The 23,560-nt window shown below is 72.0% G+C and carries 10 protein-coding genes; 1 reads left to right on the plus strand and 9 read right to left on the minus strand.

From position 1 onward, the window contains the following. Window positions 1-2: 2 nt before the first annotated feature. The 8 genes from F5972_RS05910 to F5972_RS05935 all read right to left on the minus strand — a co-directional run bounded on the left by F5972_RS05910 (window position 3) and on the right by F5972_RS05935 (window position 21,193). The gene (locus F5972_RS05910; protein ID WP_150931854.1) at window positions 3-1,517 is read right to left on the minus strand and encodes a ComEC/Rec2 family competence protein; all 1,515 of its coding nucleotides are present in this window, start codon (window positions 1,515-1,517) and stop codon (window positions 3-5) included. 14 nt (window positions 1,518-1,531) lie between these two features. Beyond that, a complete protein-coding gene (locus F5972_RS05915) occupies window positions 1,532-3,865 on the minus strand; it encodes a LamG domain-containing protein (protein WP_150931856.1) in 2,334 nt (777 codons plus the stop codon). After that, window positions 3,862-4,029, minus strand: coding sequence for a hypothetical protein (locus tag F5972_RS36950; RefSeq protein WP_182880417.1), 168 nt, complete (start codon window positions 4,027-4,029; stop codon window positions 3,862-3,864). The genes F5972_RS05915 and F5972_RS36950 overlap by 4 nt, the downstream gene beginning before the upstream one ends. An 11-nt stretch (window positions 4,030-4,040) precedes the next feature. Next, window positions 4,041-7,454, minus strand: coding sequence for a hypothetical protein (locus tag F5972_RS05920; protein ID WP_150931858.1), 3,414 nt, complete (start codon window positions 7,452-7,454; stop codon window positions 4,041-4,043). 157 nt (window positions 7,455-7,611) lie between these two features. Then, complete coding sequence (locus F5972_RS38735; RefSeq protein ID WP_263641799.1) at window positions 7,612-7,740, minus strand: hypothetical protein; 129 nt, start codon at window positions 7,738-7,740, stop codon at window positions 7,612-7,614. Between the two features lie 90 nt (window positions 7,741-7,830). Further along, window positions 7,831-10,662 carry an AfsR/SARP family transcriptional regulator gene (locus tag F5972_RS05925; RefSeq protein ID WP_150931860.1) on the minus strand — a complete coding sequence of 944 codons (2,832 nt, stop codon included), beginning with the start codon at window positions 10,660-10,662 and terminating at the stop codon, window positions 7,831-7,833. Window positions 10,663-10,784: 122 nt separating this feature from the next. Beyond that, the gene (locus F5972_RS38740) at window positions 10,785-17,654 is read right to left on the minus strand and encodes a polymorphic toxin-type HINT domain-containing protein (protein ID WP_150931862.1); all 6,870 of its coding nucleotides are present in this window, start codon (window positions 17,652-17,654) and stop codon (window positions 10,785-10,787) included. A 44-nt stretch (window positions 17,655-17,698) separates the two neighbouring features. Beyond that, the gene (locus F5972_RS05935) at window positions 17,699-21,193 is read right to left on the minus strand and encodes a LamG-like jellyroll fold domain-containing protein (RefSeq protein WP_150931864.1); all 3,495 of its coding nucleotides are present in this window, start codon (window positions 21,191-21,193) and stop codon (window positions 17,699-17,701) included. A 265-nt stretch (window positions 21,194-21,458) separates the two neighbouring features. On the opposite strand from F5972_RS05935, the gene F5972_RS05940 reads away from it, so the two are divergent. Further along, window positions 21,459-22,082, plus strand: coding sequence for a LysE family translocator (locus tag F5972_RS05940; RefSeq protein ID WP_150931866.1), 624 nt, complete (start codon window positions 21,459-21,461; stop codon window positions 22,080-22,082). Here the strand turns inward: F5972_RS05940 and F5972_RS05945 are convergent. Beyond that, a complete protein-coding gene (locus F5972_RS05945; RefSeq protein WP_150931868.1) occupies window positions 22,045-23,532 on the minus strand; it encodes an amino acid permease in 1,488 nt (495 codons plus the stop codon). The two genes, F5972_RS05940 and F5972_RS05945, sit on opposite strands and share 38 nt — an antisense overlap. Window positions 23,533-23,560 lie beyond the last annotated feature (28 nt).

Below are 23,560 nucleotides of genomic sequence, written 5' to 3' on the forward strand. Positions count from 1 at the left end.
GGTTACTCGCCCCCGTCCTTCTTCTTCTCCTCGTTCAGGAACACGACCGCCTTGGTCGTTTTATCGATCTTGAAACACAGGCTGCCGTTCGTGCCGGTGGTGTAGAGCGGCACCTTGGCGGTGGGCAGAGGGGTGAGGAAGTAGTGGCTGCCGCTCCCGGAGACCCACATCCCGATCTCGTGGTCCTTGGCCGTCCGGCCGGCGGCGATCTGCACGTTCCGGTGCCGGGAGACGATCCTGCCCTTGGGCAGCGAGTCCTTCTCGACCCGGTAGCCCGTGCTGACGACGACGAACTCGGCGTTCGCCCCCGTGACGAACTTGTGGTGGGAGGAGGTGACGCTGCCGTGGTGGCCCACCTGGAGGATCGCGAGGTTCTTCACACGGTCGCTCTCGGTGGCCCGCTTGAGGCGGTCGTAGCGGATGTACTGCTCGGTGCTGGTCGTGCCGTCGCCGCAGATCAGGACCTTCTTGCCGAAGACCTCGACCAGGGTGATCACGCTGCCCCGGTTGGTGAAGTCGCTGGGATCGTTCCGGTAGTTGTAGCGGACTCCGGCGGCCAGCAGGGTCACCGTGCAGTCGGTCTCCGTGTGGATGACGTATCCGCCCTGCGCGTCGAGCCTGCCGACGGTGGGGGTCGCCGCGCTCGCCACCTTGTCGCCGTTGACCGTGGACACGATGGCCTCGGTGATGCCGGCGAGGTTCGCCTCCTCGGTGGGGCTCTCCACCGAGTCCACCTCGAAGTTGTCGGTGTCGAGGCCGCCCGCGGCCGCCACGTCCGACGCGGTCTTCTTGACCGCCTTGCCCTTCTTTGCGGCGCCCGGCCGCGTCACCTCGTGCATGAGCGTCACCCTCCGGGTCAGCGACGGGTTGTCGTTCATGCGCTGGAGGAGCCAGCCCGTGAGGTTGTCGCCGTCGATCTGCAGGCTGTAGGCCGTGGTGTCGTCGCTGTGGTAGAGCACCCCGATGCCGAGGTAGGTGTTGATCCTGACACCGGTCTTCTCGTCCGTGACCGTGCCGGTGTAGAGGCCGTCGTCGATCTTGTTGTAGTGGTCGGTGTTCGGGTGCGTGAAGATCAGGTAGTCGAGCTGCCTGGCCTTGCCCAGGTGCCGCGGATGGTGGATCACGCCCCTGATCCGTTCCAGGTACTTCCTGGTCTGCGCGGCGCTCCTGTTGGTCCCGTCGACCTTCGAGTCGTAGGGCTCCCGGTCGGCCTCGGTGGCGTCCGATCCGCAGTCGACCATCAGGGTGTTCCCCGCGGGGGTGGTCATGATGGCGCAGTCGCCCTGACCCATCTGGACGAAGGAGATGTAGAAGTTGCCGTCTCCCCTCTCCCCCGGCACCGCGAGGACGGCGCGGTTCTCCGCCATCCGCGCCAGCCGCTTGGTCTCCTCCTCCGCGTCGTCGGCCGCCCGCTTCGTCTTCGCCTTCTTCACGGCCTCCGCGTGATCGAGCCAGGCCTCGTTCTCCGCCCTGAGCTTGTCGGCCTCGGAAATGCTGCGCTTGCGTTTCTGCGGCATCCGCTCTCCGCCTCTCAGCTCGACACGGGCACGAGTCGGAACCGCTGCATGAGGTTGTACTGGTTGGGCTGTTCCAGCCCGACGACGTACGGCCGCGCGGTGCCGTTCTGGATCTGGAACGGCGAGGCGGTCGCCCGGATCTCGTCGTTGTAGAGGGTCACGGTGAGCGTGCCGGCGGCCAGCCTCCTGAGGATCTGGAGCTCGGCTTCGCCGATCGTCGTGCCGCCGAGGGTCAGCGAGCTCCCCTTGAGCCCGGCGGCGTAGACGTCGGTCATACTCGTGGTGTCGCCGGCGAAGCGGAAGAAGAGGCCCTCCGGGCGGCCCTCGATGAGGTGCCAGAACTTGTTCGACTGGTGGAACCGGATGGCGGGATAGACGGTCGCGCTCTGCTGTTCCTGGTACAGCTCCAGGAAGACCTGCGTTCCGCTGCCCGCGGTGCCCGCGGTGCGGCGCAGCTGCAGGTGGCTGTACGCGGCGACGACGGTCAGCTTGCTGCCCGCGTCGACGGTGGTGGTGCTCGTCGCGCCGACGATCACCCGGCCGCTCGCCGGGTTGAGGGACAGCACCGCGTTCGGCCCGGACTGCAGCCAGGCGTGGTCGGCACCGTACCCGATCTTGAGAGAAGCGGCCGCGGGCGGGCCGATCAGCAGCGTGCCGTTGGTGGTGGGAGCGAGCACGGTGTCGGAGACGTGCAGTTTCGCGGCGGGCGCCAGGGTGCCGACGCCGGTGGACGAGCCCGAGAAGGCGAGCGGTCGCCGGTCGGCCTCCAGGGTCTGCGCGCCGTCGCGGTAACCGGGGATGTTCTCGTATCCGACGACGATGCCGGCCCGGCCGGGGTCGCGGAGGCCGACGACCCCCGCCACGGTGATGACGACGGCCTTGCCCGGTGCCAGGTCCATGCCGGCGGTCGGGTAGAGCGTCCACGAGGCGCGGGTGCCGAGGTCGTGGGCGACCTGGCCCCACGAGGCGGTGGAGGTGCCGGGGGCCGTCGCGGTGACCGAGACGCCCGCGACGCTCTCGGCCAGCGCCCAGTCGTTGCCGTCGGCGCCCACGTCGAAGGTGACGGTGAACAGCGAACCGCCCTTGCCGGGCCCGCCGCCCGCCAGCGTGACCGTGGTGTCGGTGGAGGTGTTGGCGACGTACAGGGTGAGGGTGCTCCGGGTGACGCCGTCGTTCAGCACGGTGTCGCCGGCCGCGAAGCCCATGACCAGCGGGATGTCCGGGCGGCCCCGGTGGTTGACGACGTCGAGGTACTGCAGGCGGGTGCCGGTGAGTTCGGCGGTCTCCCCCGCGGACCTCAGCCGCTGGTAGTCGAACTCGATCCGGGTGCCCCGGCTGCCGCCGCCCGGGTCGGCGCTCAGGCCGGTCAGCGGCACGTCGACCCAGGCGCCCGGCGCGATCGGCGCGGCGTTCGCCGCCACCAGGTAGAGCGCGGTGCCGTCGGCGGCGGCCTGCGCCGCCCAGCCGGAGGCGCCGGAGGAGACGGCCGCGGGGGTGGCGAGCACGCCGGGACGCAGCCGCGCGGCCACGTGGAAGTTGGCCGGGCCCGGGGTGGCGCCCTGCGGCAGGAACTCGATGTTCTGCCGGGAGCTGTTGGTGAGCCGCAGCCGCATCGGCTGGCCGGCCGGGTCGTTGTCGATGAACAGCACCGGCTGCTCGTCGAGGTTCAGCAACTCCAGGTCGAGCGGGTGGGTCCGCACGTACGCGGCGAGGGTGGAGCTGTCCTCGGCCATGTCGCGCTGGATCTCGGCGGCCGTGAGCGCGCCGTCGTACACCCGGACGTGGGCGTACCGGCCGGCCGTGTAGACCTTGCGCGCGAGGTCGGCGCCCACCACGAGCGGGGTCGGGTCGCCCTGCTGGCGGGTGCCGGGATAGTCCCACTCGGCGGCCGCCTCACCGTTGACGTAGATCCGCGCGGTGGCGGCGTCGTTGGTGACCGCGATGTGCTGCCAGGTGTTCCACGAGAGCAGTCCCGGCGGGGTCGTGTGCGTGTTGCCGATGCTCTCCTGGGTGACGAACCGGTGCTCGACCGAGCCGTCGGGATTGACGTTGATCACCAGGTCGACGCTGTTGCGCCGGTTCACGAGGGGGATGGCCGCGGCCGGTGGTTTGTCGGTGCGGACCCACAGCTCCACCGTGTACCGGGGGACGGTCATCCCCCTGCCGCCCGCCGGGGTCACGTACTGCCCGCTGCCGGTGAACGCCAGGGCGCTGCCGAACTGCTCGTCGGGCACGGCCTTCGCGTCTCCGCTCACCTGCCCCAGGATGCCGTTGCCCGAGGCGTCGAAGACGGTGCGCTGGCCGGACATCTCGTCGAGCGGCCAGTGCAGGATCAGGTTCGCGCTCACTCGGGCTCCTTGGGCGAGGGGGACAGTACGCTGCTGGCCTGCTCGTGGAGCCTGCCGATCAACTCGAAGACGCGGACGTACGGCAGGTTGCCGAGGGCTTCGAGGATGAGGTTGACCTCCGCGAGCGTCAGGCTCAGCGGGATCTCCTTGTCGTCGGGAATCACGGGGTCCTCGTTCAGGTCGTGGTGCCGGAGGAGTCGGGCCGGAGCGTGAGCCAGCCCTCTCGCGCGGTCAGGTCGGCGGGGAAATGGGCGTCCAGCGCGGAGGCGTCCAGGTCGGCGGTGATCCAGGCGGCGCCCCGCTTCTCCCGCCAGGCCCACCGGCGGCCGGGCACGTCGGGCACCGGCAGGCCGAGCCGCCCGGCGTCGCCCAGCACGGGGGCGGTGAAGACGTCGAGCTCCATCGCGCCCAGGGCGGCGGCGTACTGCGCGGCGTCCAGGCCGGCCGAGGCGACCGGCAGGACGCCGCTGACGGCGTGCGCCCTCCCGCGCGGGTCGAGCAGCAGCGCCATGCGGACGGGCGGCAGGTCGATCGACTGATGCAGCGTCGCCTGGGCCAGGAAGTCGCCGCTGGGCCGGCCCTCCTCGTCGAGGAGCCACAGCCCGGCCACGCCGTCGCCCCACCGGCCGGGCTGGCCGATCCGGACCGGGAACAGCACGTCGGTGACCGCGTTGGTCTCCCGCCCGTAGCGCCGCATGTCCTCCCGGAACACGTTCCAGTCCTGGTGCACGGCCGGCAGGCCCTTGATCTGGAGATCCAGCTCGGCCCGTACGACCGCGAGCGGCCGGGTGGTCAGCAGCGCGCCCGCCGGGGTGTCGTTCTCCGGGTCGATCGAGGCCAGCGCGTCCGACAGCGACGCCAGCACGTCCCCGACCGCGTCCGGCCCGGCCTCGCGCAGCCGCGTCACGATCGCCCGCAGGGTCGGGTCGGCGATGGCGCCGGGATCGGTGCCCGTGCTTCCTGTGCCCGTACTCCCCGGGACCGGGGTCCAGCGGGCCCGGCTCCCGTCGGCGACCGCGCCCAGCGCGCCGAGCGCGGTCCCGTCGGCGGCGTGCACCGCCAGCGTGTCGTCGAGATCGGACGGCACCAGCCAGCCGCAGACCGGCGACATGCCCGGCAGGTCGCCCGCCTCGTCGTCGCGGGTGGCGTTCAGCAGGTGGAACCGCATCCGGGCGGGCTGGGCCAGCCGGGGCGGGAGCGCCACCCACGCGGGATGACCGGGCACCCGCAGCCGCTCGGTGGTGCCCGTCGGGTCGGTGGCGACGTCGTGCGTCAGGCCGAAGTTGTCGACCAGCCGGAGCCGCAGCAGCCGCATCGCCCCGGCCCGGATGGGGTTGAAGTCGGTCAGCGGCTGGGGCGCCGACCGCGTCTCGTCGCCGGCCGCGTCGGCCACCCGCCGCGCGAACGCCTGGTAGGCGGGGAAGTTGACCGGATCGGCGATCGGAAGCTGGCGCACCAGCCGCCGCATCACCAGCGCGTCGTTGAAGCCGCCCAGCGACTGGGACAGGTTGCCGTCCTCGCGCGCGACCAGGTGGCGGTAGGCCGCGATGAGGCTGAGCAGCCGCGCCTGCCGGTCGTCGCCGGACTCGTACCAGGCGAGGACGGCCTCCGGGGCGCGGGCGAAGTCGTCCGGCGTGACCGGCGGGTGGCCCGCGTTGTACGCCGGGAGGATCGCGCCCGCCAGGTAGGTGAGGATCCGCTCCGACAGCACCGGCCGCGCCCCCGACGACAGCACGGTGGTTCCCGCGTACACGTTCGCGCCCTTGTCGAGCAGCATCGCCGAGGACACCAGGTCGGCCTCGCCCGGCGGCAGGTCGTAGCCGTTGACGACGAAGTACGGCGCGTAGTCCCGCTGGTCGGCCGCGAGGTTGTCGCCGACCGCCACGGGGAAGTATTCGGCCTCCCACTGGAGTAGCACCGGGTGCCACGGGTCGGTCCGCCACGCCTGCGCGGGGAAGCGGCCGTCCACGGCGGCGCGTACGCCCGTGAGGGCCGCGGCCGAGGCCGGTTCGGGCACGTCGGCGACCGCGCACGACAGCGTGCCGTCGGCGCCGTGCCGGTCGGTCGGGGTCGCGGCCGGGCCGGTGAACAGCACCACCGGCTCCCTCGGCCGCCACCAGGGCGGCGCCGGGACCCGTTCGAGCGCGAACTCGGTCTTCGCGGCGGCCGCGGCCGTGTTGACGGCGTCCAGCGCCGTCACCAGGTTCTTGATCGCGCCGCCCAGCACGTGGGCCCGGCTGGTGCCCTGGCCGGTCGGCGGGAAGGCGCCGGTGGCGGCGTCGTACGCCTGGATCCAGGTGACCTGCCGGTCCAGGAAGAAGGCGACCTCGTCCGGGTCCGGGTAGCCGTCGCGGGTGGCGTCGTCCGGGTAGACGCAGATCAGGTACTTGTGCCAGTCGGCGAACAACCGGTCGCGCAGGCTGACCAGGACGTCGCGGGCGTCGTCGTAGTCCCGCTGGGCCCGGTTGACCTCGTCCAGGAGATCGGCGACGGACTCGGGGAGCGTGATCGCCTCCCTGGCCTGCTTCTGCTCGGCGGTGACCCCGTCGTTGTCGTCGCGGCGGCGTACGGTCCAGCGCAGACCGCCCGGGATCGGGTCGAACGTCGCGGTGTGCCGGGCCTCCGACAGCCGGACCTCCAGGTCGCAGGCCCTCGACTCCAGGTCGCCGGCGAAGGCGACGGCCTCCAGGAGGTTCTCGATCCCGTCGGGGTCGCCGGCGTCCAGCGTGGGGCCGAGGGAGGCGGCGAGCGCCTCGGTGGGGCTGTGGCCGACGTAGACGCCGGTGGCGGCGTCCACGAGCAAAGGGTTGGCTGTGCGCCCGGCCGGAGCGAAGGTCAGCTTCGCGTAACAGACAGTCCGGGCGATGGGCCCCGAATGGGATGGAACGCTCCAACCGAAGCGATCGAGAATCTCGTCCAGGGGAGCCGAGGGGTACGCCAGGGGGTCCTGGGCGAGGGTTCCGTACCAGCCGACGACGTCGTAGGAGACGTCCTGCGGCGGCGTGGTGAAGTCGGGGTCGTGGCAGCCGAAGACGCTGTGGCAGTTCGGGTAGAAGGCGGCGAACACCGGGTCGCCGTGGCCCACCGCGGTCAGTTCCGGCAGGTACTCGCCGCCTCCCACCGGCCACTGGTCCAGGCGGATCCGGCGGCCCAGGTAGCGGTAGGGCCGCATGCCGGGCGCCGGGGGGTCGGTGCGGGGGTGGACGGTGCCGCTCAGGTTGTCGTCGGACACGTGATCGCTCTCGACCACCCACTGAGCGTCGATCGCCCCGGACCGGGTCCGGGTCACCAGCCAGCGGTTCGGGACGGCCATGACCCGCGTCCGACCGTTCTCGTCCTGGGTGAGGCGGGTCAGCGCGTCCGGCAGGGACCAGTGGAGGTGGACACCGGCCTTGAGGCGGAACGGCCGGTCGTCGAACGGGGCGGACAGTATCGCCCCGCTGAGGTACGGAAGGCCGGCGTTGTGGTCGCGGCCGTCCGGTCCCACGTGGGGAAGGAGGGTGAAGTCGGCTTCGGGACCGGTCACGTCGCGGTCTTCGGGCAGGCAGAGGGCATCGAGATAAATCGGTACGACAAGTGCTGTCGCCATGCGGGAGGAGTCCTGTCAGAAGTGATCATTGGATCATTCGACTGGAGGCTATATCGATCAGGTCGGTGCGTATAGCTCCAAATAATGACTAACTCGTCCCCATTACTCACGGCAGCCGTAGATCGAACGGTCTACGGCTGCCGTGGCAGCCTCGGCGTCAGCAGCAACTGCCCGCCGGGCCGGGGTTGGCCGGGACGCTCGCCTCGGCGTGCTGGGCCGGAGCGGCGGCGCGGACCCCTGTGACGAGCCCGGCGCCGACCAACGCGACGACCAGGAGGCGCTTCACGTGTCTATTCATTTTTCTCCCGTTCGAACGGCCTTCCTTTGGGGAGATTGACGATTTTCCCGACGAAAAAGTTCGGACGACCCGAAACGGTCAGTAATGGCCGTGTATTTCGGCCCTCTCGGCGAGTGCGCGTCTCTCGTCGTGCCGGTCGCCGCTCTCCCTGGCGATCCGCAGCGCCTCCGCGAGGTGCCTCGCCGCCCCGTCGAGGTCGCCGAGCATCCGGGACGACCGGGCCAGCGCGACAAGGGCCTGTGAACGCTCCTGCGGCCCCTGCGCGCAGGCGTCGAAACTCGCCAGCGAGTCCCGCAGATGCGCGCGGGCGGCGACGGCGTCCCCGGCCGCGAGGTACGCCTCACCCAGGCGCCGGAGCGTCATCGCCTCGTGCATCGCGTCACCCGCCTCCCGGGCGCGTCGCAGCGCCTGCCGCAGCGTCGCGGCGGCCTCGTCGGGGAATCCGAGCACCAGCCGCGCGTCGCCCACCATCATCAGCGCGTAGCGCTCGCCCACCGGGGACCCCACCCGGCGGCTGATGGCCAGCTGCCGCTCGGCGTACCGCAACGCCTCCTCCGGACGCTCCTGGAGGAGGCAGGCGCTGGCGAGGTTGCCGAGCGCCCGCAGTTCTCCGAGGGGGTCCGCGAGCTTCCGGCAGAGATCCAGCAGGTCGTCGAGGCACTTCAGCTCGTCCGCGTCGTGGTTGAGCAGGCGGTGCGCCATCGCCACCATCGCCAGGGCCTGCGCCTCGCTCCCCTGGTCCGCGAGCCGGCGCGCGGTCTGCAGCGACCTCGTGCCGAGCCAGAGCATCTCGTGCCGGTATCCCTGCGCGGCGAGATGCCACTGCAGGCTGAGGGCCAGGCCGACGGCGAGACGGGCCGTCGCGGCGTCCGCGTCCCAGGCCTGGCCGACGATCGTCAGCAGGTTGGGCCGTTCCCGCTCCAGCCAGCGGGTCGCCTCGTCCCGGTCGCGCAGCGGCTTGGGCGTCTGCGGCACCTCCGGCACGGCGGCGTGCAGGCGGTGCGGGTCGATCACGCGTACGGCCGCGCTCGTGGTGGCGAGGAGGAAGCCGAGCACACGGCGGAGCGCGGCCTCCCGCCGGTCCGGTGGTTCGGTGTCCAGCGCTCGCTCCTGCGCGTACAACCTGATGAGGTCGTGCATCGTGTAGCGGCCCGGAACCGGGCTCTCCACCAGCCGCGCGTCGACCAGCCTCTCGATGACCCGCGCGGCGGCCCGCGGCGGCCGTTCGAGCAGCACGGTCACCGCCTCCGTGCCGAGGTCGGGCACGCGCAACAGGCCGATCAGGCGGAACGCCCGCGCGGCCTCGCGGTCGAGGTCCTGCCCGCTGCCGGCCAGGGCCGTGTGGCTGACCGCGATGCTGCTGCGCACGCCGACCTCCCCCGTGCGCAGTTCGTCCAGCCTGCCGCTCTCGTCCTCCAGGCGTTCGATGAGCATGTCGGCCGACCAGCCCGAGCGGCTGGCGAGCCGGGCGCCGGCGATGTGCAGGGCGAGGGGGAACCCGTCACAGAGATCGGCCAGCCGCTCGACGGCCTTCTGGGAGAAGCCGACGCCGCCGGACCGGAACCGCCGCACGAGCATGGCGACGGCCTCGTCGCGCGGCATGCGGCCGAGGTCGACGTGCGAGGCGGGAGCGGCCGGCGCCAGGTTCTCGCGGGACGTGAGCAGGACGGTGGAGCCGGACGTCATCGGCAGAAGGGGGCCGGCCTGCGCGATCGACGCGGCGTCGTCGAGGAGGAGCAGCACCCGCCTGCCGTGGAGGAGCGTGCGCAGGGCCGAGGCGGCCTCGTCGACGTCGGGCGGGACCTCCGACCCCGGCGTGCCGAACGTGCGCAGGAGCCGGCCGATCAGCTCACCCGTGTCGAGGCGGCGCACTCCGGGCATCGCGCCGCGCAGGTTGACGTACACCTGCCCGTCGGGGAAGCGGGCCGCGGCCCGGTGCGCCGCGTGGAGCGCCAGCGCGGACTTGCCCGCGCCGGGCGGGCCGCAGATCGCCACCACGGGCGTCGGCGGCGACCCTGCCGGCGGGTTCAGCCAGTTCTCCAGGCGGTTCAGCTCCCCTTCCCTGCCCACGAAGTGGGGCGTGCCGGAGGGAAGCTGCCTCGGCACCGCCGGATGCCTCGCCCGTGCCTCCACATCCGGTGCCGGGACGACAGGGGCGGGATCGGCGTCCCCCGCGAGGATCCGCCGGTGGAGCAGCTGCACGGGGTGGCCCGGCTCCACCCCGAGCTCCTCGACCAGCCGGGTTCTCAGCTCCTGGAAGGCCGCGAGCGCGTCCGCCCGCCGCCCGTCACGCACGAGGGCCAGCATCAGCAGGCCCCACGGGCGTTCCCGCAGCGGGTGGTCGCGTACGCACTGCCGGAGCGGGCCGACGACCTCCGCGTGCAGGCCGAGATCGAGCCGCGCGCCGGCCCAGTCCTCGAAGACGCCGAGCCGCTCCTCGCTCAGCCCCGCGGCGATCTGTTCGAGCAGGAGGGTGAGCGGCACGCCCTCAAAGGGGTCGTCCCGCCACAGCAGGAAGGCCCGCCGGAGGGCGGCCTCCCCCTGCCGCACCTCACCTGCCTTCAGCAGGCCGCGGCCCTGCCGCGCGAGGTCCCGGAACGTGAGGAGGTCGAGCTCTCCGGGCCGTACGACGAGGCGGTAGCCGTCTCCCACGGTCTCGATCGGCGCGGCTCCGGGGTCCTCGGGCGACAACAACCGGCGCAGCGCCGAGACGTAGGTCTTGAGGTTGCCCCGGGCCGAACGGGGCGCGGCGCCGTCCCAGAGATGTTCCGCGAGGCGCCCGGCCGGGACGGCCCTGTTGGCGTTCACCAGCAGGGCGACGAGGACCTGACGGTGCTTGGGGCGGACGAGCGGGACCTCCCGGCCGTCCGCGTCGCGGACCCGGACGGAACCGAGGAGCCGGTATTCCACGCCGCCTCCACCCTGAGTCGCAAGGTGCCTAGATCCTAGGCACCTCCCTGACTCAGGGCAAGATCAGACTGTGGAGGGCGCGGGCCGTCCCGGGTGCCGAGCCGGCCGACGCCGACGCCCGGTCATTCCTCCGCCCGGCCGGATCGTATGAAACCCCGAACGCCGCCCCCTATCGCCGCTATGACCCGCCCTACCGTGAAGGCGGTGCCCGCCCAGTGTCCTGGCATTTGCGCCACGAGGTGGCCGAACGTCGTCGAATACGTGTCCTGAGCCTTGTACGCGGACTGGACCGCTTCCGACAGCCGCGTGGACCGCGCCGCCAGCCGCTCGGTGACGCTGTAGTTGTTCGCGGCCTCGGTCACGCCGTCCGCCCCCGTCACGAACGCGGGGCGCTTGTTGCACCTGCACGCTTCCGGATGGCCCGCGAGCTCGCCTCCGCAATTGTGGACGAGGACGGGGGTGGGGCCGGCCTGGACGTAGAAGGTGTGGGTGCCGGCGACGGTGAGGTCGTGGACGGTGGGGTGAGCGGAGACGATGTCCGTGGAGACGACCCGGACGGTGGCGCCGGACGGGGTGCGGAGACGGTCGGCCGGGGTCAGGTGGTCGGCGCGGACCCACGCCTTGTCCTGGCTGTCCCAGAACAGGTGGTGTTCGGTGGCGAGGATGACACCGGTGCCGCGGCCCTTCCCGCCGTCGGTGTCGACGGTGATCTGCACCAGGTTGAGATAGGCGGCGCCCGAGTAGGCGGCGACGACGAGCTTCGCCTCCGTCCTCCCGGTGGCCGGATCGGTGGCGAGGACCTTGTCACCGGCCTTGACCTTCTCGATCGCCTTGGACGTACCGTCCGCGAGCCGGACCTTGGTTCCGGCGACGAAGCTGGTGGGGCAGGACGTCCGCGTCCCGGAGCCCGCCCGCGGCTTCCCGGCCGCCTTGCCCGCGGCCTTCGCACCGGCGCCCTCGGCCGCCTCGCCGGCGGCTCCGCCCACCTTGCCCAGTGCCGATCTCGCCTTGCTCGCGGCCTTGCCGACGGCCCCGGTGACGGCCTTGCCCGCCGCCGTGGTGGCCAGCTTGCCGAGCGCCGCCGAGGCGGCCTTGCCGAGCACGCCGCCGGCCGCCCCGGCGATGGCCCCGGCCGCCGCGGACTTGAACGCGCCGCCCATGCTCCACTGGTCGCGCGGCGTCGAGACGAGATATCCGGCGAGGTTGCCGGCGGCTCCGCCCGCCGCGGCGCAGCCGACGCTGCCGGCGCCCATCGTGGCGGCTTCGCAGCCGAGGGTCACGGTCACCGAGACGGCGACGTTGACGATGGTGGCCTTGTGCTCGTGCCAGATGTTCTTGGCCTTGCAGCCGAAGTCCCAGCGCCCGCAGTGCGGCGGACCGCTCGGCGGAGGCGGCGGGTTGTACGTCGGGTGACCGCCACCACCACCGCCACCGCCGCCACCGCCTCCACCGCCTCCACCGGAAGGCGGATTGCACGGATTCTCTTTGACGACGCCGCACTGGCCGCCGCCGTCGAGCATCAGCCCCGTCGGGTCCGACCCGTTCACCGGGTCGTTGTCGGCGTAGGCGTAGCCGTTCCAGCTCTGGGGGTCCGAGGCGTCGAACACCGGGTCGACGGAGATGAAGCGGCCGGTCTCGGCGTCGTACTCCCGGGCGCCGAGGTGGGTGAGGGAGGTGGCCTCGTCGATGACGCCGCCGACGAAGCCCCGTTGCCCGGGCCAGGACGACGGCGGCGTGCCGCGCTGCTGCCCGAACGGGGTGAAGCGGCGGCGGACGGGCGTCTGGGTGTCGTCGTCGGTCACCGAGACGTCGGTGGTGCCGTGGTTGTCGGCGCCGAGCCAGGTGACGCCCTGGCCGGTGGTGCGGGCGGCGACGACCTGGCCGCCGTGGAAGTAGTAGCGGGTGGCGGTCCTGGCGCCGGTGGCCTTGTCCAGCCGGATCTCCATGTCCGCGACGTAGAGGGTCGCCGAGGTGGGATCGCGGCGGATCAGCCGGTCGCCGTCGGCGTCGTAGACGAAGGTGCTGACGCCGGACGGATCGGTGGATTTGGCGAGATGACCCTCGATGTCCCACTCCAGCGCCCGGCCCGGGCCGCGCTCGGTGGTGTTGCCGGCGGCGTCGTAGGCGTAGCTGTCGATCTGCCCGTCGCGGTCGCCGCCCCGGTAGGCGACCGAGGTCAGCGTGTGCGGCTGCGGCTTGCCGGCCCCCGCGTACGCGTAGGTCCTGGTGACGTCGCCGTTCGCCTGGTGGTCGACCTCCTCGGTACGGTTGCCGACCTTGTCGTAGCCGAAGGACTGCCAGTACGGCGCGGCTCCGCCGATCACGGCGGCCGAGGGCCCCGAGGCGCAGCCGTCGGTGGCGGTCCAGGCCTCGGTCAGGCGCTGCAGATGGTCCTGCCGGAAGCACTGCACGTCGGGCGTCTGACCGGACGGGGTGTCGGCGATCCTGGTGATGTTGCCCGACGGGTCGTACGTGTAGTTGGTGTCCGCCACCGAGATCGGGGAGGTCTCCCGTTCGAGGAGGGACCGGGTCAGCCGGCCCGTCCCCTCCTCGTAGAAGTTGGTCTCCTTGACCCGCTTGAGGCCGGTACTCATGGTCATGTCGAGCACCTGGCCGAGCTTGGAGTAGGTGGTGGAGGTGACGTAGTTGGTCAGGCCGCGCGTCGTGGTGGGGTGGCCGAGCTCGTCGTAGCCGTACAGCATCGTCTCGGCGAGCAGCCCGCCGGCGGCGGGCAGCACCGTGCGGTGGACGGTGCCGTCGGGGTTGTAGTCGGTGCTGGTCTTGTACGTGCCGGCCAGCGCGCCCTCCGAGGCCGGGATGACCGACTCGGTGCCGAGGGTGCGGTAGGCGTCGTCGAAGCCGGTGACCGCGGTGGTGTAGGCGTCCATGGCGCCGGTCGTGGCGTTCCTGACATACCGGGTGGAGCCGGTGGGCTGGCCCTTGACGACGGTGCCGTCGAGCAGGGTGTCGTACCTCCATTCGGCGAGCTTGGTGCCGCTCGCCGAGGTGCCCTCGTACTCGGCGGTCCTGCGGCCGAGCCCGTCGTAGGCGAAGAAGAGGCTCCTGCCACGGGCGTCGGTGGCCGTCAGCAGCCGGTCGGTCGCGTCGTCGTAGGTCAGCTTCGCGGTGCCCTTGTCGGGGTCGTCGAGCTGCGTGAGGCGGCCGCGCAGGTCGTAGTGGTAGGTCCACGCGTTGCCGTCGGCGTCCCTGATGGTCTTGGGCTGTCCGGTGGCCGTGTAGGTGTAGGTGGTGGCGTCGTAGTCCCCGGCAGGGCCGTCGCTCCCGTACTCCCGGAACTCGACGAGCTCGCCGCGCGCGTTGGTGATGCTGGTCGTCGGGGTGGTGCCGGACGGTGGGTCGACACTGACGCGGTCGCCGCCGTACGTGGTGGTGGTGCGCCACTGCTCGGTGCCGCGCTTGCGGAAGATCTGCGCGGTGGGCCACTCCATGCCGTTGTAGAGGGTGACGTTCTGGCCGGGGACGTCGTCGTCGCTGCCGGGGGTCCAGAGCGTGGTGCCGGGGGCTCCCTCGGCGTAGTAGTCCTGGTTGGTCTTGTAGACCAGGCCGCGCGTGTCGTACAGCGTGTCGTTCACCGCGCGGCCGCCGCCGGGGGCGGGCTGCTGGGTCTGCCGGTGACGCAGGAGGCCGTCGTAGAGGGCGTAGCCGGTGGTGTAGGTCGCCCCGTCGTTGCGGAGCGTCGAGGTGCTCACCGCGGTCGGCCCGTCCGCCCGGACCAGGTAGCCGAACTTCATGGTCGGTGTCGAGGCGTACGCCGACCTGGCCCGTCCCGGCAGCCAGACGCCGGCCAGCCGGCCCAGCGGGTCGTACGCCAGGTCGGTGCGCTTGCCGTTGACGTCGATCGTGGCGGTGGGGAGCCCCCAGGCCGGCTCGACCTCGGTCCTGCTCACGTGCCCGAGCGTGTTGGTCACCGTGGTGCCGGTGACCAGGCCGGTCGCCGGGGTGTAGGCCGTGGTCGTCCTGCCGCCGGAGGCGTCGGTCACCACGGACGGCCTGCCGTACGCGTCGAAGGTGGTGGCACCGACGGTGACGTACCGCGGGCCGCCGTTCCAGGAGCCGAGCTTCTCGGTCCTGGTGACGTCGCCCCTCGTCGGCGCGGCGCCGAACGCCTTGCCGTCGTAGTACTTGCGCACGTCGGAGGCCACGTCGTCCGGCCGCTTCGGAGTGGCGTCGCACGCCGTGGTGACGGTCTCCACTCGCGAGACGTAGGAGACCATCCAGCGGGAGGCGTCCCGCGCGTACTCCGTGCGGACGCACTGGTCGTCGCTCGCGGCCGACTCGTCGCCGAGGTCGTCGACCTGGGTGGGCAGACCGTCGGCGTTGTAGCCGGTCTCGGTCCTGGTGTAGCGCCAGCCGCCGGAGGCGAGCGCGGTGCGGGTGCGCTCGGTGTCCGCACGCACCATGGTCGCCTTGGTCGTGCCCCAGGAGCGCACCCGCTTGGCGGTCTGCTTCACCCAGTAGGAGGTGACGGTGCCGCTCAGCGCCGGGCCGCCCGGCCCGTCGTAGTGGATCTCCTCCCGGACCCGCCCCTGCAGCGCGTCGGCGTCGTCCACGGCGGTGCCCGCGGAGTCGGTGACCTTCACGTTCCGCGTGCCCCCGCCGGGCAGCTCGTCGCCGTCCATGCCGCGGAAATAGAGGTACTCCGACTGGGAACGCCGCTCGGGCGCCTCGCCGTGGGTGACCCGCACCCTGCCGTAGCCGCGCCACTGCGACCAGGTCTTGTACTTCTCCTTGGTCAGCCCGTCGTCGTCATCGTGGTGCCAGGCGCCGCCGCCCGGGTACTCGTAGCTCGTCACCTCGTCCGGCGCGCCGCCCGTACGGTCGATCTCCCGCACCTGGGTGACGACGTACTTGTGGAACCAGTCCAGCTTGGGCGAGGTCGCGCCCTCCGGTGACCAGTACTGCGGATAGCAGCGCCGGGTGTTGGTCCCGATGTCCGGCTTGTCACCGGCGGTGCAGTCCTCGCCGGAGTAGGCGACGGACAGGGAGCCGCCGGTCTCGTTGTCGATCGCCGAGATCCGCCACCTGGTCAGCGGCGGGCGTCCTTCGAGGGCGTCGACGCGGTTGGGCTTCTGCACGCCCGCGAACCTCACCGCCGGCAGCGAGGCGGTGCCGCCGACCTTGCCGGTGTGGGTGATCCCGGCCAGCCAGAGCGTGGCCGCGGTGCCGTCGCCGGGGGCGCGCATCTGCTGGTCCAGCGTCCAGGTGTCGACGTCCTTGTACGTGCCGCCGGAGAGGACCTGGGTGGTGACGGCGGCCAGCCGCTTGCGCGTCCAGAACGTCGGGGCGTACCTGTCGAGGCACTTGTCGCCGGAGTCGCACTTCTGGTCGTACGGCACGTCGGGCCAGTACTTGGCGTTGTCCTTGGTGAACTTGCTCTCCGCGCAGTCGAAGGCCGACGTCGGAACGCACCGCTCCTTGACGTCGAAGGCCACCCGCGCCGGGGCGGACGAGGTGAAGATCGCGTCCGAGCGCTGGCCGTAGTCGACGCGCCTGAGATAGCCGCCCCGGTCGTACGCGGTCGGGGTGCCGTTGGGCACGCCGTCGGTCAGCGTGGTGACGTCGCGGCGGTAGTAGTTGGTCTCCCTGCCGTACCAGAAGGTGCTGACCGTGCCGTGCGGGTCGACGACGTAGTCGAGGTTCCACCGCCAGGCCTGCCGGCACCAGGAGTCGGAGAAGGCGCTCTTGTGGCATGGCTCGCCGTCGTCGTCGCCGAAGACCGGCACCGTCCAGGTGGAGTTCGTCTCCGCCTTGCCGTCGGCCCAGCCGGGCAGGTGGTTGCGGCCGAAGTAGTACTGCGTGCCGTCGGGGCTGGTGACCCGCCAGTACTCGCCGTCGTCGTCGCCGTTGTCCGCGCCGGAGAGCTTCTCGATCTTCGCGCCGTCGTCCTCCTTCGGCTGCCAGGTGCCGGTCGCGTCGTCCAGCACCAGTTCGGTGGCCTGCCCGTTCAGCGACAGCGTCGCGTTGGAGTTGCCCCAGCACTGGTCGTTGCGCTTGGGTGTGACGCCGTCGTCGGCGCACGCCTTGTATCTGCGCTCGACGAATCCCGGCCAGTAGTCGAAGCCCTCGCCTATCCAGGAGGCCTGGTTGTTGGTGGCGACCGTGCGGCCGTCCACGCTGCCGGAGGAGTAGGCGAACCCGACGTTGGGCGTCGGGCCGCCGGGGACCGGCGGCAACCGCAGCGGGTACGACCAGGAGAACGCCCCGCTCTGGTTGCTCACCGCCCAGGTGGCCGAGGGGGACAGCGAGGTGGCCTCGTAGGTGCCCGCCGATCCCGAGGGCGCCGCCTCCGCCGCCAGCGTCGTCGTCGCGGCGACGGCGAGGTCCACGTCGGCGGTCAGCCGGCCGGTCGTGACGTCGTTGCGCGTCGGCAGCGGCGTCCGCGCCTGGCAGGCGGGCTGATCGGGGGTGGTGGCCGCGCAGTCCGGCAGGCGTACGAGGCGTAGCCGGGACGCCCAGTCACCGCCGTAGGCGTACCGGAAGCCCGAGTAGTCGACCTGGACGGCGACCCGCGCGGCCCTTTGTGACGTCGCTCCCGGGGTCGCACGCGTCGTCGCTCCCTGGGTCGCCTGCGGGATCAGCTGGAGGCCCAGGCCGAGGATGTGCGACCGCTCAGCCGTCCGCGGGTCGAGCACCCGCACCGACACGGGCGGGACCTGCTCCGCCGTGGCCGCCTTCTCCCCGGCGTCCGGAGTCCCGGCGTGGGAGCCCGCCGGGCCGATCCACACCGGCAGCCCGCCGGGCCGTGGCCAGGTCACCGCGGGGGCGCCCCTCAGGTCGAACCGGGCTCCGGGGTCCGGGACGGCGGCCCGCGCGCGGCTCTCGTGGCCGGGCACGGGACGCTGGTCCTGCGCCTTGTGCCAGCCCGGGCCGCCTGACGCCCGCGCCTCCGGAAGGGGTACGGCCAGAGCGGCCGGCACCACGACCGCCAGCATGCCGGCGACCCCGGCCCAGCCTCGCCACGAAGCGAGCACGACTACCTCCGGTTGAACGTGGATGAGAGGGGACGAGGCGACGGTCAGCTGTCCAGGGGAAGGTTCATCGCGATGTCGACCACCTGGCGGTCGGTCAGGATGCCGGTGTAGGCGCGGACGTCGTCGATGTCACCGCTGAAGTAGTCCACGGCCGCGCTGCGGTATCTGGCGCGGCCGATCTGCAGCGCCCCTGCCGCCCATCCGCCCGTGACGGGACGCTGGTCGTTGAGCTGGCCGTTGACGTAGAGGCGGATCTGCTTGGCCTGCTCGTCGTACACGCCCGCCAGGTGGGTCCAGGTGTTGAGCACCGAGCAGTCGACGGGCTCGGCCGAGATGGCGTGCGTCAGGGCGCCGCTGGCGGCGTCGGGGGTCGTCGAGAACGACCAGTGCGGCACCACGGCGCCGTTCTCGGCGATGAGCCGGTAACCGAGGTAGAAGGAGCTGTAGGTGGCTCCGTCCTGGGCCAGGACGGTGATCGCGTGGCTCGGCAGCACGCAGGTGTCGTCGCCCGACAGACGCACCCAGGCCGTCACCGCGTAGCTGTGGTCGGTGCGCAGCGGCGCCGACGGGGTGGCCGCGTAGCCGGTGGTGCCGTTGAGGCTGAGCGCGCCGCCGCCGTCGAAGCCGTCGCCGGACCAGCCGGCGCCGCCGCCGAGCGCCGCGGGCCAGCGGCTGTCGGTGGTGTTGGCCGCGGTGGTGCCGGCGCCCTCCTCGAACGTCCACCAGCCGCGCTGGATGGGCGGCTGTTTGGCCATCGCGGCGATCTCGTCGCCGAGCGCCGGGTCGTTGACGGTGCGCGGGTCGTCCGACAGCTCCCGCTTCCAGATCTTCACGTCGTCGACGTCGCCGGCGAAGTTCTCGATGTACGCGCCGTGCGACCGCACCCGGCCGATCTGCAGCGGGCCCGTCGCGTCCCAGGGCGTGTACGGGTAGGGGCCCGTCGTGGACTGGAGGATGCCGTCGACGTACAGGCGCAGCTGCCTGCGCGGGGCGTCGTACACGCCGGTCAGATGGGTCCAGATGCCGGTCGTCGGCTCGGCGTCGCTGAGCGCCCGGACGATGGTCTTGTCGTCGACGTCGGCGTCGAACTTGCTGAAGACCCACCGCTTGGAGCCGGAGGAGTAGTAGAGCTGGAATCCCGTGCCGCGCACGGCGTCCTGGCTGACCACGGTGGAGTTCTTGCTCTTGTCGTTCAGCAGCGCCCAGGCCGAGACGCTCATGCTCCTGTCGGTGTGCACCACCGGGCCGTCGGTGCTGCCGTACCCGGTGCCGCCGTCCAGGCGCAGCCCCCCGGCCACACGGCCACCGGACCAGGTGGCGCCGCCCGCGATCGCAGCCGGGTGTGTCGTCGCCCCGGAGTCGGCCGCCGTGGTGCCCGAGGTCTCGTCGAGCCGCCAGTGTCCCTCCGGGCCGAACCCCGGGTTGACGTAGAAGCTGTAGACGGCGGGGGTCTTGCCGACGTTGCCCGCCTGGTCGACCGCGTAGACGTACAGGGCGTTCAGCCAGTCGTGGCGAGGGGCGAGGCGCACGTTGACGGACGTCTGCCCGGCGGGGATCTTCACCTGGGTGGCGGCGGTGGCCAGGGCGGGGTCGTCCAGCGCCCATCGGAAGGCCGCCACGTCGCTCTCGCCGTCACCGGGGGCCAGCGTGAACGCGCCCGCCCAGCCCACGCTGCCCTTCCATTCGTCGGGGGTGCCGGCCGGATAGTCGGCGGAGGTCACCTTGGGGAGGGTGGCCGGGTCGATCGTGTCCACGGTGAACTCGCACCACTTGCTCCACGCGCTGGAGTCGGTGCCGTCGTAGGCCCTGACCTTGTAGCTGTAGCTGTGACCGGTGACCAGCCCGGCGAGCTTGACCGAGTGGTCGGTGGCCGAGGTGGTGTATTTGTAGGCGGTCCTGCCGCCGCCGGGCAGGGTCGAGGTGATGTCGTCCCACACGCCTGTGGCCGCGTTGTAGTGGTGCATGACGAACTCGGCGCGTACGCCGTCGTTGGCCTTGTCGGGGTCGTAGATGCGGGCCTTGAGCTGGAGCGGGTTGGCCGCGTCCCCGGCGTTCACGGCCGGGCGGGAGGCGCCGGTGACGCAGGGGGTCGCCGGATAGGTGCCGATGCCCGACGGGGCCGCCGGCGGGGTGTTGTAGTCGATCACGAGCTTGGGCGAGCCGCTGAAGCCCTTCCAGCCCCACACGCTGCCCGCGCCGTCGTCGTAGTCCTTCAGCCCGAACGTCGTGTTCGACCAGCCGCTCTTGGCGGCCTTGACGATCGCGGTGGTGACGTCGAACTCGATGCCCTTGTCCGGGCAGGAGGAGCTGTATCCGGCGTCGGAGGAGACGCTGTCCAGATGACTGCTCCAGGACGGCTGGCGGCTCCAGGTGGTGGACGAGGAGATTCCGCCGGTCAGCCAGATCTGGGCGGCCTGCGGGTCCGACCGGCACCCCCACGACTTGGTCTGGGTGATGCGGAACGTCGCCTTGAGGATGTGCTTGCCGTTGACGTTGTCGGAGTCCATGCGGAAGAACGACCGCTTGACCCCGCTGCCGTAGTAACCGATCTCGGGCGTGTGCGTGGAGTCCGCGTACGACTGCGAGGGATATGCCTTGTCCACGTAGGTCCAGTGCAGCTTCGACCCCGACCACTGGGGGTCGATGTAGACGGGGTAGACCGTGTCCGGGCCGGTCAGCACCGCGCTGTCGGGCTTCAGGGCCACCCGGTCCCCGGAGACGTCGACGCCCATGGGCGCCTCCTTCGCCTGCTGCCGCGGCCCGGAGACCGCCGGTCCGAGGTCCCTGCCGGAGGAGTCCCACATCCGGGGCCGCGGCGCGTGGAAGACCTCGGCGCCGGAGCCGGTCACGGCGCTCAGGGCTCCGTCCGGCGTCTTGCGCACCGTCAGCCCGTCCGCCCGCGTGCCGAAGGTGAGCCGCGCCAGCGCCGGGTTGGCCGCGGCCTCCCGGGTCTTCACCACCAGGACCTCGGAGTATCCGAGCACCGAGGCGGTCACCTTGAGGTCGACCCCGGGCAGCACCGACGCGTACGTCGCGGTGTCGCCGTCCAGGGCGGGCCTGGGCAGCGTCCCGGGCCAGGTCATGGAGACCGAGCGGCCGCCCTCGCCGATGGTCGCGAGCGGCGCCGTCCCGCCCCCGGAGAAGGACAGGTCCAGCGGCGTGGCGACCGGCCGCACCGTGCCGTCCCCGGCGAAGCGCAGGGTGGTGTCGACGTCGGCCCAGCCGGCGCCGCGCCGCACCCGCTCGGGCAGCGCCGACGTCTCCGAGGTTAGACTGCCGTCGGCGTTGGCGAACGCCTGCCGCGTCTCGGTGCGCAGCGCCAGCACCTCCACCCGCTGCCGCGACCTCCGCGCGAGGTCCAGCGCCTCTCTCTCGGTCGAGGCGACGGCCGGAGCGACGGCCGGAGACGGCGCCGGGCCGGCGACGCTCTCGGCCGCCGCGGGGACGACGGGACCGGCGTGCACGGGGTCGGCATGCACGGCGCCGGCCATCAGCAGGGCGGAAGCGGCCACGGCGACGCCGCGCGGGCGAAGGCGCATCGGATCTCCATCAGGCGGGGGGGGTACGCGCAGAACGCGATGGTTCTCCGCCAGCAGATCAGGAGCGGATCCACTGCCGGTTCACGCGGAATGAACCGGATTGAACCGGGGTCGAATCCGGCACCGGATTGATCCGGGTTCGCGCTGGCTCGGCGGCGCCGGGACCGGCCCGCGGTCCGCGCGGGAAGGCGGGGATCACCCTCGCCGCGTCCTCTCGGTGGACGACCGGCGATAACCTCTCGTGCGGGCAAATCGGGAGGTCGCGGTGCCGGAACTGCTGATGGGGCTCAGCCTGGGCCTGGGGGCGGGTGTCATGCCCGGGGCGCTGCTGACGCTCGTCATCACGGCCAGCCTGCGCGGCGGGTTCCGCGCGGGCGTGCGCCTGGCCTGCGTGCCGCTGCTCTCGGACCTGCCCGTGGTGCTGCTCGCCGTCACGGCCGTCGGGGCGCTGCCGGAGGCGCTGCTGCGCGTGCTGTCGGTGTGCGGCGGCCTCTACGTGGTCTATCTGGGCGTGGAGACGCTGCGCGAGGCCCGTACGGCGCTGCCGCCCCGGCCCGGCGAGGACGCGCCGTCCTCGGCGCGGGAGATCCTGCGCGGGGTGGTGGTCAACCTGCTCAACCCGCACCCGTGGCTGTTCTGGATCGCGGTGGGCTCACCGGTGTTCCTCGCGGCCTGGGACCGGGCCCCGGCGTACGCGCTGGGCTTCGCCGGGGCCTTCTACCTGGTCCTGGTGGGGTCCAAGGTGGCGCTGGCGGGGGCCGTGGGGGCGGGCAGGCACCGGCTGACCCCTCGCGGCTACCGCCTGCTGCTCGGCGCGAGCGGCGTGCTGCTGGCCGCCGTCGGCGTCGTGCTCATCGCCCGAGGGCTGGCTCCCCGGGCTTACTCCTAGGATTCGCCACCCGGCTCCGCCGGTATCCGTACAGGAAGTAGACGACCGTGCCCACGGCCATCCAGACGAAGAACCGGATCCAGGTCTCCACCGGCAGGTTGAGCATCAGGTAGGCCGAGGCCAGCACCGAGACGATCGGCACCAGCGGCACCAGCGGCGTGCGGAAGGAGCGCGGCAGGTCGGGCCGGGTCCTGCGCAGGATCACCACCGCCACCGCGACGATCACGAAGGCGAACAGCGTGCCGATGTTCACCAACTCGGCGATCGCGCTCAGCGGGATCAGCGCCGAGAGCAGCGCGGTCACCACACCGATGACGACGGTGATCCGGTACGGCGTGCGGAACTTCGGGTGGACCCGGGCGAGTGAGCGGGGCAGCAGGCTGTCGCGGCACATCGCGAACAGCACCCGGCTCTGGCCGAGCATGAGGGTCATCACGACCGTGGTGAGCCCGGCGATGGCCCCGACGCTGATCAGGGTCGCCACCCAGGGCTGGCCCACCGACCGGAACGCGTCGGCGAGCGGGGCCGACTCGCTCAGCTCGGAGTAGTGCTGCATGCCGACGACCACGAGCGAGACCACCACGTAGAGGATCGTGCAGACGACGAGGGAGGCGATGATCCCGATCGGCAGGTCGCGCTGCGGGCGGCGGGTCTCCTCGGCGGCGGTCGCCACGACGTCGAAGCCGATGTAGGCGAAGAACACCAGCGCCGCGGCGGTGAAGACGCCGAAGATCCCGTAGGCGACCGGCTGCACGCCGAACAGCACCTGGATGAGGGGCGCCTTCAGCCCGCTGTCGGGAGGGAGCTGGTGCGACGGCGGGACGAACGGCTGGTAGTTGCCCGCCTTGACGAAGAAGAGGCCGGCGATGATCACGAGCAGCACCACGGCCAGCTTGATCGCCACCATGGCGCCGTTGAACCTGATCGACATCTTGATCCCGGCCACCAGCACCCCGGTCAGCAGGAGCACGATCACGGCCGCCGGGATGTTGAAGACGGCGTGGTCACCGGCGAGGGACGGCGGCAGGTCGACGCCGAAGTTCTTCAGCAGCGAGGCGAAGTAGCCCGACCAGCCCGAGGCGACCACCGCCGCGCCGAGCGCGAGCTCCAGCATCAGGTCCCAGCCGATGATCCAGGCCGGGAACTCGCCGATCGTGGCGTACGCGTACGTGTAGGCCGATCCGGCGACCGGGACCGTGGCGGCGAACTCGGCGTAGCACAGGGCCGCGAGCGCGCACACGACCCCGGCGACCACGAAGGAGATCGCGACGGCCGGGCCGGCCGTGTTGCGCGCCGCGACGCCGGTCAGCACGAAGATCCCGGTGCCCACGATGACGCCGACGCCGAAGACCGTCAGGTCGAGGGCGCTCAGGGTGCGCCTCAGCCGGTGCTCGCCGCCTTCGGCATCCTCGATGGACTGTTCTACCGGTTTCGTCCGGAAAACGTTCATCCGCAGGCTCCTCACGTCGATGACCTGC

It is taken from the genome of Microbispora cellulosiformans, assembly GCF_008728085.1.
In the GTDB taxonomy this organism is placed as follows: domain Bacteria; phylum Actinomycetota; class Actinomycetes; order Streptosporangiales; family Streptosporangiaceae; genus Microbispora; species Microbispora amethystogenes.

Excerpts from the sequence above, each read along its gene's own strand:
- F5972_RS05910 (WP_150931854.1), bottom strand. The coding sequence starts at position 1,517 with ATGCCGCAGAAACGCAAGCGCAGCATTTCCGAGGCCGACAAGCTCAGG.
- F5972_RS05920 (WP_150931858.1), bottom strand. The coding sequence starts at position 7,454 with ATGGCGACAGCACTTGTCGTACCGATTTATCTCGATGCCCTCTGCCTG.
- F5972_RS05935 (WP_150931864.1), bottom strand. The coding sequence starts at position 21,193 with ATGCGCCTTCGCCCGCGCGGCGTCGCCGTGGCCGCTTCCGCCCTGCTG.
- F5972_RS05945 (WP_150931868.1), bottom strand. The coding sequence starts at position 23,532 with ATGAACGTTTTCCGGACGAAACCGGTAGAACAGTCCATCGAGGATGCC.